General features: G+C 53.7%; 15 protein-coding genes. 8 read left to right on the top strand and 7 right to left on the bottom strand.

All coding sequences use genetic code 11. From position 1 onward, the window contains the following. Nucleotides 1–8: 8 nt before the first annotated feature. A complete protein-coding gene (locus Q7U76_12475) occupies nt 9–611 on the bottom strand; it encodes a penicillin-binding protein activator LpoB (GenBank protein MDO8357198.1) in 603 nt (200 codons plus the stop codon). A 59-nt stretch (nt 612–670) separates the two neighbouring features. Further along, nucleotides 671–1,237 carry a hypothetical protein gene (locus tag Q7U76_12470; GenBank protein MDO8357197.1) on the bottom strand — a complete coding sequence of 189 codons (567 nt, stop codon included), beginning with the start codon at nt 1,235–1,237 and terminating at the stop codon, nt 671–673. 176 nt (nt 1,238–1,413) lie between these two features. Between Q7U76_12470 and Q7U76_12465 the strand changes: the two genes are divergently transcribed. Next, nucleotides 1,414–1,584 carry a hypothetical protein gene (locus tag Q7U76_12465; protein ID MDO8357196.1) on the top strand — a complete coding sequence of 57 codons (171 nt, stop codon included), beginning with the start codon at nt 1,414–1,416 and terminating at the stop codon, nt 1,582–1,584. On the opposite strand, the gene Q7U76_12460 is transcribed toward Q7U76_12465, so the two are convergent. Next, on the bottom strand, nt 1,581–2,975 hold the full coding sequence (locus Q7U76_12460; GenBank protein ID MDO8357195.1) for a caspase family protein: 1,395 nt from the start codon (nt 2,973–2,975) through the stop codon (nt 1,581–1,583). The genes Q7U76_12465 and Q7U76_12460 overlap by 4 nt on opposite strands. A 387-nt stretch (nt 2,976–3,362) precedes the next feature. Here Q7U76_12460 and acs point away from each other — a divergent pair, with 387 nt between their 5' ends. The 3 genes from acs (at nt 3,363) to Q7U76_12445 (ending at nt 6,161) form a co-directional block, all read left to right on the top strand. Continuing rightward, nucleotides 3,363–5,252, top strand: a complete 1,890-nt coding sequence (acs, locus tag Q7U76_12455) for an acetate--CoA ligase (protein ID MDO8357194.1) — start codon at nt 3,363–3,365, stop codon at nt 5,250–5,252. Nucleotides 5,253–5,320: 68 nt separating this feature from the next. Then, a complete protein-coding gene (locus Q7U76_12450; protein ID MDO8357193.1) occupies nt 5,321–5,794 on the top strand; it encodes an IPT/TIG domain-containing protein in 474 nt (157 codons plus the stop codon). 151 nt (nt 5,795–5,945) lie between these two features. Continuing rightward, a complete protein-coding gene (locus tag Q7U76_12445; GenBank protein ID MDO8357192.1) occupies nt 5,946–6,161 on the top strand; it encodes a hypothetical protein in 216 nt (71 codons plus the stop codon). A 144-nt stretch (nt 6,162–6,305) separates the two neighbouring features. Here the strand turns inward: Q7U76_12445 and Q7U76_12440 are convergent, their stop codons facing one another. Together Q7U76_12440 and Q7U76_12435 are read right to left on the bottom strand one after the other, a co-directional pair. After that, a complete protein-coding gene (locus Q7U76_12440) occupies nt 6,306–6,818 on the bottom strand; it encodes a pyridoxamine 5'-phosphate oxidase family protein (GenBank protein MDO8357191.1) in 513 nt (170 codons plus the stop codon). A 194-nt stretch (nt 6,819–7,012) separates the two neighbouring features. Next, nucleotides 7,013–7,270 (bottom strand): hypothetical protein, encoded by a 258-nt coding sequence (locus tag Q7U76_12435; protein ID MDO8357190.1) that lies wholly within the window; start codon nt 7,268–7,270, stop codon nt 7,013–7,015. 940 nt (nt 7,271–8,210) lie between these two features. On the opposite strand from Q7U76_12435, the gene aepX reads away from it, so the two are divergent. The 4 genes from aepX to Q7U76_12415 all read left to right on the top strand — a co-directional run bounded on the left by aepX (nt 8,211) and on the right by Q7U76_12415 (nt 12,133). Then, nucleotides 8,211–9,845, top strand: a complete 1,635-nt coding sequence (aepX, locus tag Q7U76_12430; GenBank protein MDO8357189.1) for a phosphoenolpyruvate mutase — start codon at nt 8,211–8,213, stop codon at nt 9,843–9,845. 322 nt (nt 9,846–10,167) lie between these two features. After that, on the top strand, nt 10,168–10,995 hold the full coding sequence (locus tag Q7U76_12425; GenBank protein MDO8357188.1) for a hypothetical protein: 828 nt from the start codon (nt 10,168–10,170) through the stop codon (nt 10,993–10,995). Between the two features lie 190 nt (nt 10,996–11,185). Beyond that, a complete protein-coding gene (locus tag Q7U76_12420) occupies nt 11,186–11,353 on the top strand; it encodes a hypothetical protein (GenBank protein MDO8357187.1) in 168 nt (55 codons plus the stop codon). Nucleotides 11,354–11,449: 96 nt separating this feature from the next. After that, nucleotides 11,450–12,133 (top strand): hypothetical protein, encoded by a 684-nt coding sequence (locus Q7U76_12415; GenBank protein ID MDO8357186.1) that lies wholly within the window; start codon nt 11,450–11,452, stop codon nt 12,131–12,133. On the opposite strand, the gene Q7U76_12410 is transcribed toward Q7U76_12415, so the two are convergent. Beyond that, nucleotides 12,128–12,286, bottom strand: coding sequence for a hypothetical protein (locus Q7U76_12410; protein ID MDO8357185.1), 159 nt, complete (start codon nt 12,284–12,286; stop codon nt 12,128–12,130). The genes Q7U76_12415 and Q7U76_12410 overlap by 6 nt on opposite strands. A 79-nt stretch (nt 12,287–12,365) precedes the next feature. After that, nucleotides 12,366–13,259, bottom strand: coding sequence for an IS1595 family transposase (locus Q7U76_12405; GenBank protein ID MDO8357184.1), 894 nt, complete (start codon nt 13,257–13,259; stop codon nt 12,366–12,368). Nucleotides 13,260–13,402: the final 143 nt, after the last annotated feature.

Here is a 13,402-nt window from a genome sequence, read left to right as displayed (position 1 = left end):
TCTGGAACCTAAAAAATGGAACGTTTCTTTTCGACAACTTTCTTGATCTTCTTCTGGCCATACCAGACCTTGGCATTGCTTTCCAAATCTACCATCTGGAGATCGACCTGGTAAAATACCGCCTTCGTCCCGTCGGCCTCGTCGAGAATCGTGGCAATAGTGCCCTTCATCATATAATCGGCACCGATCTCTTTTCCCGGCGCTTTCTGCGTATCCTCACGCGCATACATCGCCTGCTCTTTGCGCTCAGTGCGTAGTTCGTCGCGATCGCCCTTTCCCGCCACGAATGTGACTTTCTGGGAGTTCGTCAGCTCACGTTCAAGATCGGTCACAAACGTGTTGACGTTGATATGTTCGTGACTGCTATTCTGAATGGCCCCGACGACCACGACCGGTTGGCGATGCTTCGAACTGGCAAAATTATTGAGCCAGGGATACTCCAACGCCTCTTTGACCATAGATTCCGCGACGATCCTGGAATCGGTATCGTTCCACCGCCCACTCAGATCCGTGACGACCCCGGAATCGACCCTGGTAATTTTCGTTTCCTGCGCACAACCGGCCAACAACAGCACCGCCAGCGCCATAACCCCGATTCGTCCACGATCCATCACGATCACGCGATACCTCCTCGCACATGCAGCCATTGGCAATCGATGAGTTAGAGCCCTTACTTCGGCGCTCGTTTATCTTCTTCTTTCTCGAGCCGATCGAAGAGTTTATCGGCATTCTTCCTGACATAATCGCGAACCTGCGCGTTCAATTCCTTCGCCTTCTCAAGGTTATCCTTCATCTCCTCGAGATTCAGCTTGGTCAACACGTAGTAGGTGTTCGTTTTCTCGTCCTTGTACCGCTCAATGGGACGCACACCGCTGAGCGTCGTCGTCGTCACCGTCTTAATGGCCCGCTCGACATTCTGCTCTTCCGTGTTCTTCGTAAAGTCTCCAGCCGTCGTGGAGGCTGCATAGTCGCGCATCAGATAGCCGGTATAAGTTTCAAAGGTCTTGGCAATTTCAGCTCTGGCACGATTTTCAGCGGTGTCCCAGGCCAGCGGCTCGTTCCGAACACCGGCTACGGACCCGACGCCATAAAAGGCTTTACTATCTTTCTCGTTAAAGGCTCCAGACCCTTGCTTGACCCACTTCGGAGGCCCGCCGCAAGCAACAAGTCCGATCATCAGGGCAACAGCGACTCCCCCCCCGACTAGCCCCGACCTGAATCCCAGTACCCTATTCATACCCATGCCTCCTTGGTGATGATCTGGACAGTGAAACAGCACGTCACAGCGGCAGATGCCAGCGACAAACGTTCGAGAATCCAAACGAAATCATGCTAACATGCACCCCTACCTCAGTCAACGCAACAGGCGATCAACGGTTGACCGTCTCAATGTTCTCTGTAAGGAGGATCCCCGTGGCAGACATTCAGATCAATGACGGTATCATTAAGATTATGAACATGGAAGTACAAGATCCCAAAGCAGCCGCAATCCTTGCCGAATACCCTCAAGTCCGCTGGGCAGAAATTACACGGAAAGCGGTCAAGATCGGACTGGGCTATCTCAAGGGAGGAGAAAAACCTTAAGGCTTGGCAGATGGTACGACAGGAGCGGCGGGTGATGACTGCTGTGCAACGGCAGCTCGGGCGCGAGCATGACTTCCCCCGAGTTCGAGATAGCGCGTGAAGGCCTCGACTGATTTGGACTGATCCTTCATCTCGTCGGCATAGAGAATCCCCAACGAGAAATAGACATCCACATAGTTGGGATTAACTACCAGCGCCGCCTGCATCGCGCGCTCGGCCTCGGCATACTGCCCGCGTTTTTCGTGAATCAACCCAAGCGTGTACTGAGAGTCCGGGTTCTTCGGCGCATACTGTACCGCCAGCGTCGCCGCCGATAACGCGGCATCAAGGTTCGGTATCACTTCTAACAACACATAACTCTTGAGCACATAGGCATCGCCGAACGTGGGGTCGTATTCCAAGGCTTTGTTCAGCCGCTCCAGCGCTTCCTCCGCCAACTTCCCGGTTTGGAGCAATGCAAACGCCTGTTCATACTGCGTCTTTGCGGCCTGCCGTTGCTCAAATGGAGACTGAGGCCCTGCCCCTGCGACAAACGCGGCCTTTCGCCCCTCGATCAATACCGTATCCCCGTCCCCTTCAAGCTGTGCGAAAAGAGGATGCTGCGCACCCTTCGACCGCTCCACAACTTGTTGCCTCACATAGTCTCCAACCTCGGAAGCCATGAGCCAGCCATTCTTATTGCCATCTGCCATGCCACTCAGTCCATTCACCAGCGCCTGCACGAAGACACTCTTCCCATTCTCCTGACTCAGGGGCTCTCCCTTATCGCCCGCCGTCAAGAGCTGCACCGCTCGCCGCTCCGTATCGTCTTCCGGGGCCAAGCGCCCTTCAAGGGAGAGGGGCTGAGCCGTGCTCACCTCCCACCCGCGAACCGCCGCGTTCACGAGAAAGAGCGTATGTTTAGACGCACTCCGCCGACTGAATTCTTTGAGCTGCTCAAACGTCACGGACTTGGACACGTTTCCGATCTGCGCATCCCAGGGCACGAGATACCCCAATTCCTTGCCGTCAAGATCTTGCGTCATCCCGGCATGCCCGACGAAATAAAGCACAAGCCGATCATGCCGACCGACCTTGCGGGGCAAAAAATCGGAGAGCGTCTGCTGCAGACGGCGAAAACTCACATCCTTGTCGTAGAGCTCCACGACTTCGTCGAAGCCTAATTGGCGGAAGGATTGGGCCACTGCCTTGGCATCTTCTATTGCGCCGGGAATCTTCGGAGCCAGAAGATAGTTCTCCACCCCGATGATAATGGCCCACGACTTGTAGTAGAGCCCTTCCGGCTTTCCCAGTTGGGCAGTAGCCGGCGACGGACAAAACATCGGCACCAACAAGCAGGCGAGCAATACGAAAATGAGTGGCCGCGATAGTGGGGACACAATGGGCAACATCAATGAATCCGGCCTCAATGTATAACGAGTGACAAGTTGAGCCTACTCTCGCCTTTGCGCGACTGTCAAGAAACGGAGCACCGCAACAGCAATCGCGGCTGTAGTTGAGTTCCCCCTGGCCCTCCAGCATAATATCGAGGCTGTGCTTTGTCCCTTGATCTAGCAGGCATCGAAGAAACTATTTTGATTACGCCAACAGGACTTCGATACCCTGTACGCTTGGAGCAAGAACAGAACACCAACACGGATGCTCAAAAAGGCCGTCCAGCAAGGCCGCAGGCGAATCGAAACCGGAGGCGTACCCTCAGGGGTACGTTGAGGATTTCGATGAGCCGAGAACGATGCTGGCGGACTTTTTCAGCATCCTGCTAAAGGAGCCATTGCACCATGTCAGAGAACATCGACACCCTCCTCAAGGAAAGCCGTGTGTATCAGCCGACCGCTCAAACCAAAGCCGCGGCTCATATTCAAGACTACGAGAGCGCCTATAAGAAATCGATTGCCGACCCTGAAGGCTTCTGGGCCACCGTCGCCAAGGAACTTGAGTGGTTCTCCCCCTGGACCAAAGTTCTGGAATGGAACTACCCCTGGGCCAAGTGGTTCGTCGGCGCCACCTGCAACATTGCCTATAACTGTCTCGATCGTCACGTCAAAACCTGGCGCAAGAACAAGGTCGCCATCATCTGGGTGGGTGAGCAGGACCAGGAACGGGTCATCACCTATGGGGAACTCTATCGACAGGTCAATCGTTGCGCGAATGCGCTCAAGAAGCTGGGAATCACGAAGGGTGACCGGATCACGATCTACCTGCCGAAAGTCCCCGAACAGATTGTCGCTATGCTCGCCTGTGCCCGCATCGGTGCCATTCATAGTGTGGTCTATTCAGGATTCAGTGCCCCAGCCCTCGCGAACCGCATTCAAGATGCCGAAGCCAAGCTGGTCATTACGGCCGACGTGGGATATGACCGGGGAAAAGTCCTGAACCTCAAGACGGTGGTCGACCAAGCCGTCGCCAACTCCTCCACCGTTGAGCGAGTCGTGGTGCTGCGAAGACAGACCCCAGGAGTCGCGCTGGCTTCGCCGAAAGAAATTGATTGGCACGACTGGCTGAAGGACGAGAAGGCGGTCTGCGAGGCCGAGCATCTGGATGCCGAACATCCCCTCTATATCCTGTATACCTCCGGCACCACAGGCAAACCCAAAGGCGTAGTCCATGTTCACGGCGGCTACATGGTCGGGACCTACATCACGACGAAATACGTCTTCGACCTGAAAGAAGACGATGTCTATTTCTGCGTCGCCGATCCAGGCTGGGTCACAGGCCATAGTTATATTGTGTATGGCCCCCTCCTGAACGGCGCCACAATCCTCACGGCAGAGGGCAAGCCTGACTATCCGACACCAGGCCGCTGGTGGGATCTCATTGAACGCTACGGCGTCTCGATTTTCTATACGACCCCCACCGCCATTCGTCTGCTCATGCGGTATGGGGAAGACTGGCCCAAGAAATACGACCTCTCTAGCCTCCGCATCCTCGGCAGCGTGGGCGAGCCGATCAATCCGGAAGCCTGGGAATGGTTCCATCGTGCAACCGGTGGGGACAAACCAATCATGGATACCTGGTGGCAGACCGAGACAGGATCGATCATGATTACCCCCCTGCCGACCGTCCCGTTGAAGCCAGGATCGGCCACCAGACCCTTCCTTGGCATCGAAGCCGATGTCGTGGACAGCGCAGGCAACAGCCTCCCCGCCAACGCCGGCGGCTTCGCCGTGATCAAGAAGCCCTGGCCTGCAATGATGCGGACCATCTACAAAGATCCGGAACGCTACAAAACTTATTGGAACACCATCCCGAACTGCTACAGCGCCGGCGACATCTGCCACAAAGATGAAGATGGTTACATGTGGTTCATGGGCCGCGCCGACGACGTGATCAAAGTGGCCGGTAACCGGCTCGGCACCGCCGAAGTAGAAAGCGCGCTAGTCAGCCATCATGCGGTGGCTGAGGCGGCAGTCATCGGCAAACCGCACAAGCTCGTCGGCGAGTCCATCAAGGCTTTCATCATTTTGAAACAGGGGGAAGTGGAAAGCCCGGCACTGATCCAGTCGATCAAGGATCAAGTGATGAAAGAGTTGGGAAAAATCGCGGTGCCGTCTGAAATCGACATCGTCCCCTCGCTCCCAAAAACCCGATCTGGAAAAATCATGCGGCGGGTGCTCAAAGCCAAGGAACTCGGACAAGATCTTGGCGATATCTCGACGATCGAAGATTGATCCAACCGGCTTCAAGACCGGTGGTCAATGAGACGTCTGTGCGCTCTCGAAACGATCGGAGGCCGGTCATGAAAACAGCAAGAAGTTCCAGCATCACAGTTGCGATTGGAGTACTGGCAACCTTCCTGGTCGCCATGAGCCCGACTGCTACCTGGGCTGCGGAACCGGGCAAGCAGGAAACGAAAGCAAAAAAACAGTCTCAGCCCCAGACCGTTCCAAATGCCAAAAAGTCGACCACCCCGAAATTTGCGTCGGCGGAGACGGCGGGAAAAGCCCAATCCTGTTACGGTGAGGCACCAAGGCTCGATAAACTCACGCCTGACGAAGGGAAGGCCGGCGACAAGGTCACCATCACCGGAACCAGCTTCGGCGCGGCAGCCTGCTTACGCAGCGTCTCCTTCGGCCCTGGTCATCCAGCAAAGTTTCAACAGACCAACGACAGCATCACGACGACCGTGCCAAGCGGCGGAAAGAAGGGCATGGTTCTCCTCACCGTCACCACAGCCTCGGGAGAAAACTCGAAACCGTTCCTGGTGAAATAGAGAAGAGCGGGGGCCAGCCAGACCATCCTTCTTGCTCGCAGAACGCGCACGGTGAAACGGTGCTCGTCCGATGCGCGCACTTGAGGATCTGCCAGGATGACCTGTGGAGAGAGACAAGAGAGAGCGGAAAAATGATGAGGACACATCGGACATGAAACGTAAGCCGGGCGAACCGATCTATCTCAAACGGCATATGCTAGGCCTTGCTACGGCTCTGCTTGCCTCTTTTCTATTGCCGCTCCTCTATCACCGCTATATCCAGCAACTGAGTTTTTCTACCCGCTTCATCGCCGGCCTGCTCATTGCCACAACTGGAGCCATCGCACTGTACTTCACCTACCGGGCCTCGGCCCAGAATGAACCCTAGCGCAAGAGATCTCTCCCCACAGGATGCTCAAAAAGACCGTCCAGCAAGGCCGCAGGCAAGTCGAAACCGGAGTCGTACCCTCGGGGGTACGTTGAGGATTTCGATGAGCCGAGAACAAAGCTGGCGGACTTTTTCAGCATCCTGCTATTTCTTCTGCTCGGGCTTCTGATGTGTCCATGCCAGAGGAGTGGTCGCATCGGAAAGGTAGGCCTGCCCGAATCCCAGGACCAGATGCGCGTCCTGGAGCCGCAGTTCCCAGAGTGAGAAGTCCGCAAACCCAAACATCATGGCCGACTGGGGAAAACGCGCCAGATACCGCTCTTTCACTTCCGCATAATTCGGTGCACCAGCATTCAACAACACCGCCTCACCCTGAAGATTCATCCTTCGGAGCGCCGAGGGATTCTTCTCTGGGCGATCCGGCTCCGAGACAAATAGCCCGACGCGGCTATCCAGCAACAAATGTCCGGTATGCAACGCCAAACCACTGACATGAATATAGGCTCGCGACCACTGTTTGCCAAAGACGTAGGGCACATGCGACCCGAACGGCCGCCCATTTCTGAGCGTCAGCAAAACCCCCGTACGGACCTCCTCGGCTAGGTTGGACCACGCAGCCTGCACCTCTTCATCCGACAGTGCCTCAGACATTGCCATAGAAATACCCTCCCTCCGTCCAATCATGCCCCGTCTCGCCAGATCCGCCCATCTCGCTCATCGCGCTTGTTTCACCTTTCACGCCTTACGATTTCCCCCCCTCGGTTGAGTCAGTTACAGGAAAGGGAGCCGCGCACTGGAGTATGCGCTCTCCCATGAAATCGTCACGAGCATCCAGGCGCCAGGCCCGCCGTCTACGCCTCCTGCATACGCACGAACGCGCGCGCGGAGATCAGGTCCTGCCTGGTGCAGAGCTGCTTTTCACGCAACAGATGCTCTAATGCTGCGATCCGGGCCGTCATCTCCGGCAGCACAATATCAACCTGCTCCCGCAGGTCCTGCAGCCGGCGACTCAGCCCCGAATCCTCTCGCTTCGCAGCCGGTCCCTTCTTCTCTCGACCAACCACTCGACCTTGCACCCGCTTCCGTGAAACGATCCTCTTGGTTGACATGGTTCCCTCCAGATTGAGAATCCTCAACAAACCGGCTTTGCAGGGACGGTCACATACGACACAAAACCTTCTCCGTCATCCATAATACACTGGTACAACTGCACCAGCACCGGGAAGTATGCTCATCCAATCAAACGGGCAATGCCTCACCCTTCCATCCCATCTCATACCCCCATCATTCGTCGCTGAGTCTGTGTCTTGGTTGGTTCAGCTTCTTTGGCTTGAGGAACGAGACAAACCGAATAAACCAGCCTCGCCCGCGTCAAACCTCCTAAGCAAATGTCGCCCCCGCCCTCTGTCAGGAGGCAAAAACAGCATAAACCCTATGAATTTTTACTCTTGACACCTGAGTACTATTTCAAAAGCTGTGCATAAGTCAGGTCTCCCGTGCGACACCCCACATTCAGATTGCCGCTTCAAGCATGAAATCAATCGATCCTAAAAAAAGTCCCACAGCTGGTAGTAAAACGGCTGAAATACCCGTCAAGCCACAAAATGTTGGGGGTCCGTTCTGCGGGCCACAATGCCTATTTTTCAGGCAATCAGCTCGCAACTCTCTCCGTATCAGCCATTTCGTTACCAAAGAGGTGCTTGTCCACAGAGTTGTCCACAGAAGTTGGGGAACCGAATTATAGAGCCGTCTGCACTCGGTCCAGTAGAGCCAAAGCGGAAATTTCATTTCGCCTGGAAATATATTGCAAGCATTCACAGATCGGCCTACTACCAGTCTGAGATAGCGAGAACATTCCCAACGTATCCCAGCAGGAGGCCATCGAAACGAGGGTGAGGAAGCTCCACCTCGTTCAGCTCTTACTGCGCACGTTTTATGGCCCCTAATGCAGGGTGATTTCTCCAGGGGAAAACGGTATTCTTTCCAGCGAGCGAGTACCAAGAGTGGCACCGCCTCAATGAGTGTTGGTAGTGAGAAGGAAGGGAATCCATGAGTTCGACCACAGGCACGACCACAGCACGTCAATTTAAGAAGCTCCTTTTGTCGGAGCAGCTCGAATTCATTTGCGAGGCGCACAATGGCCTCAGCGCAAAAATCGTTCAAGAGGCTGGCTTTAAAGGCATCTGGGGCAGCGGTCTCTCCATTTCCGCGCAATTCGGCGTCCGTGACAACAACGAAGCCAGCTGGACCCAGGTGCTGGAGACCCTGGAATTTATGTCCGACGCCACCACGATTCCCATTCTCCTCGATGGCGACACGGGGTACGGCAACTTCAATAATATGCAGCGCTTAGTCCGCAAACTCGAACAACGCAAAATCGCCGCGGTCTGTATCGAAGATAAACTCTTCCCCAAGACGAATAGTTTCATCAAGGGGGACGCCCAACCCATGGCGGACATGCAGGAATTCTGCGGCAAGATCAAAGCCGGCAAAGATGCGCAGACCGACCAGGACTTTTGTATTATCGCCAGAGTGGAAGCCTTCATCTGCGGCTGGGGGTTGGCGGAAGCGCTGCGTCGCGCCGAGGCCTATCATCAGGCAGGGGCGGACGGCATCCTCATTCACAGCGCCCTCTCAGTGCCGGATGAAATCCTGGCGTTCAAACAGGAATGGGGCAATCGCTGCCCCGTCGTGATCGTGCCCACCAAATATTACGCGACCCCCACCGACGTGTTTCGGCAGCATGGGATTTCGATGGTGATTTGGGCCAATCACATGCTTCGATCGGCCGTGGCCGCCATGCAAAAAACCGCACGCACGTTAAAGGACCAGGAACACCTGCTCTCCATCGAAGACAAAGTCGCGCCGGTCTCCGAAATCTTCCGCCTGCAAAACGCCGCAGAGCTACAAGAGGCTGAAGACCGCTATCTGCCCAAAGGCGCCGAGGGCACCGCGGCCATCGTGCTGGCCGCCTCCCGCGGAAAAGAGCTGGGGGAACTTACCGAACTGCAGCCCAAAACGATGGTCAAGATCCAGGGCATCCCCATCCTGTCCCATATCGCCGACGCCTACAATGCCGTAGGGATCAAAGACATCGTGGTGGTCCGCGGATATAAGAAAGAAACCGTCAATCTGCCCAACCTGACCTATGTCGACAACGACGATTTCGCGGACACCGGCGAACTGGATTCGCTCTTAAAGGCCCTCCAATCCCTGAAAGGACCGGCAAAGGACACCATCATTTCCTATGGCGACGTGCTGTTCAATAAATATATTCCCCAGTCCCTCTGCCAGGAAACCGGTGACTGCGTCATTTTCGTCGACAGCAACTGGCAGGAACAGAGCAGCTATGCCCGCCTCGGCGGATTTACAGAATGTACCATTCCCAATTCGAGAAGAGCCTTTAACGCAAAGATCTTTCTCAAGCAATTGGGCGACAACCTTCCCAAAGAATCCATCCACGGGGTCTGGATGGGCTTTCTCAAAGTCTCACCCAGCGCCGCCACGCTCATCACCGGCATCATTGTGGAGCTACTGGCCAAGCCAGCCAACCGCAAAGCCGGCATCCCGCACCTGCTCCAAGAACTCTTGAAACGGCAGTACCCAATCCGCGTGCTCTATACGGCAGGCCACTGGCTCGATATCAACAGCCTTGAGGATGTGGTCCAGGCGGGAAACTTTTGATCGCGGGGCTTCTGGTTTGTTTGGTCTATTTGGTTGGTCTGGTCTGTTTGGTTTCGGTCAACAAGACAAACCCACAAGCCAGATAAACTCGCTCGTCGAGCAGGCGGGGGAAAGGGTCTTATACGGAACTGTAGAAGACCCCGCATGGATGGGATGCAGAGAAGAACCTCGAAGAAATCACTTGGACTTACGTCGCAATCCTGGCAGGACCCCACGGGGTCTTATCCTGCATGCAAGGCAATTGGTATCTTATACGGAACCAGATAATAGACAGTTAGAGATCATCATCCTCATCCTGTATCTATGACGAAATATTCCTCAAATGGCAACCAACCCAATAATGGATACAACGACTATCGCTGATAGAGAAATCCAAGGGAGAATTGAGAGGAAGAGCATGTGGCCTTCATTTGAAACAGCCGCTCGGTGGCAAGATGCTGCCAATATAGCGTTAATCGGGGCTTTGGTTGTTGGCGTAATTGCAACAGCGCTAGTCGTATGGATGGGAAATGTAAAAGAAGAATACCTAAGACGTGATCTTGCAGATACAAACGCTCGTGCGGAGGAAGCTAAAGCGGATGCGTCACAATCTCTCGCGGCCGCAAAGCAGGCAGAATCCAATTTGGCTGGGGCTAATGCCAGAGCCGAAGAAGCAAAAGCCGAATCAGCAGAGGCAAATGCCCGTGCAGCGGAGGCCAACAAAATCGCAGAAGGCGAACGATTGGCAAGAGTGAAAATCGAGGAAAGATTAGCGCCGCGTTCAATTACGCAAAAACAAATTGGTGCTTTATCCAAGAGACTTAAACCATATTCCGGCATCTCCATTGACATACTCCAAATTGGAGAGAGTCCGGAGATTACAAACTTTCGCTCTTTAATCGAAAATCCATTGCGTGCTGCCGGATTGAATTTATTTTCCTCAACAGCAGTCGGGAGCGGATCATTCATTGGGCTGTCAGTTGGAGTATTGGTAGATGCCAGCGAGTCTGATAAGACGGCCGCATCTGCTTTACTATCAGCGCTAAATGCAGAAGGTATCAACACTGCAAATGCCGGGGTATCAAAAAGAGAAGAGTGGCCTGGATTCACAATGGCTCCACCAGGAGCTAATAAGGCTATGATAAGAATGTATGTTGGCAGCAAACCTTGAATCATGATCTCTAGCCCTGCATTCCACCAGACCGCCCAGAAGCGCGGCGGCTGGTGAATTCCACGTTGAGGCTGTAGAAAAACCTCCATACCCCTATCTCCCATGAGATAATTAAACGCACCAAATTTCATGGGGAGGCCGTTGGGATGGCTCGATACAAACCCATTCAACAGGTCTGAAACTTCTGCCGGTGGATTTTGACCAGCAGGTTATTCCCGGTAGTTTTGAACACGCCCTCTGCCACTTGGTAGATCACGAACTCGACCTCGCCGGATTCCACGCCCGCTACAAAAACGACGACGAAGGCGCCCCGGCCTTCGATCCTGCCGCCCTCATCAAAATCATCCTGTTAGCCTAGAACAGGGATTCGGGGTCAAGCATGGGCGATTATGTCTAACTTGACACCCAAGTTAGACATCGCTACCATGGCTACCTCTCACCAAGGGGGTGCGCTATGGAAACAACCGACCCGAGTTATTCAATTCTTTATTACCGCTATATCAAGGACGCTCTCTTTAATCTATTTGGAATTAGTTCATGGGCCACTCCGGTCACAACAGTTTGCGTTCTCATCGCGGCAGCCATACTCACGCTTATTTTTGCACCGACAGAATATAAGAGTTGGGGTATGACTGCGATGATTGGGGTAGGTGCTGCGCTTTGGATTATTTTCGGTGCAGTTTTATTCTTTGGGGTTAAGGCTCCAATGGATATTGCAGAAAAACAAGAAGCGGATTTCGCAAAACGATATGAAGCTCTCGAAAATGACAAAAAGATGCTAGAGGCGCGCTTAGAAGTAAAAGCTAGAAATGCAAAAATCAGGGAGGATTTAGATCGTTTTGTTTTTAGGGCGCATCATATTCAGCAACACTTTAGCGGAATTTATCTTTCCGACATTGCGCAGGGAGCTACACCAGACAGTGAATTCAGTGATTGGCATGGCGAAATTCGCCAGTACTTAAATGATAATTTACCAGGTCACACTGGAAGATTTGAGGACATTATGAGTGGTCAAATGATAGTAGTTCCGCAGAGTGCCTCCAACCCAAATATTTGGGGAGTTATTGAGAGGTACAAGGGGAAACTTGGAGAGTTTTGGAAAGAATATTACGATCCACAGGATGCAGCCAAATCATGATTTAGTAGGGCGTTTTGCCCGTCTTGGCTTTACGTCATCTGTTGATTTTCCACGTGACTTGCGCTGTTTAGGCTCAGCGGTAACGCCCAGGAGCGCTTTTATGGCCTCATCAAAACTCAACGGATGGAGCGAAACCGGTTTCGCTTTCGGCATAGATTGCCCTCCAACGGCAAAGAGAGTTGCACGTTCTTCGGCTGATACTTCATCTGAGCACGCTTCAGCGGAGGCGTACTCAGCATCCTGCTACGACCTGCGTGAAGATGTCAGCATTCTTCCGGTTGTTATGCCGGAACGAGAATTCTGCCAGGTACAGCGGCAAGTAGTCCTTGCTCACTTGGTGAAACGTGCCGATCACGCCGCGCTTCAACAAGCTCCAAAAGGCTTCCAGATTGTTAGTATGCACATTGCCGCGAACATATTCCTTCTTGCCGTGATTCACGGATTCATGTGGGAGCGTGTTCTTGAGTGTGGCATAACCTGCAGCCTCATCGGTGGCAACAAGCGACACGGCATCGCCGACAGTTTGACGGACGAAGTTACACATGGTCAGGCGGTCCGCATTCTCGATCACCTGGCAGACGACGTTTCCCTTACGAGCAATGGCCCCGATGACAGTCATCTTGGCACTACCGCCCTTCACATGCTCTTTCTTGTCCCAATGCCGGTTTTTGTCCTTGCCACCAATATAGGTTTCGTCAACCTCCACTTCACCTATGAGTTTAGCGAATCCGCTATCCCGCATGGCAGCACGAACCCGATGGCACATATACCAGGCGGTGCGATAGTCGCCGCTCCCGATCTGGCGATGGATCTGCAAGGCACTGATGCCCTTCTTGCTCTGCGTCATCAAGTAGATCACCTGAAACCAGATACGAAGTGGGTAGTTTGTATTCTCAAAAATGGTCTTGCTGATCACAGAGAAGCGATAGCCATTTCGCTCTCCGCAATCCTTGCCCTTACAGACCCAGTGAAACGGCTTGCTCTTAAGGGCATAGACTTTCTTGTTATGGCAGCGAGGGCACTCCACTCCGTTCGGCCAGCGTTGTTGAATCAAGAACTCTTTGCAGGCTTCTTCGGTAGAGAAGCGAGTCATCAACGCGGCGAGTGTCATAGTCGGCTTGGTCATGTCGTCCTCCTTTGTTGGGACGAATATACCAAGGACCATACATGGGTGTCAAGTGCAACATAATAGCCCAAGCATGACTATTGACTTATTGGAGCCAGTCGCCATGCTCAAAGATATTGGAGGGCTCGACAGTCTTTTCTCCA

This window comes from Nitrospirota bacterium, from assembly GCA_030645475.1.
Classification (GTDB): Bacteria; Nitrospirota; Nitrospiria; order Nitrospirales; family Nitrospiraceae; genus Palsa-1315.
Note: the sequence above shows the minus strand (reverse complement) of the source record. Positions and strands in the feature narration are given on the sequence as shown.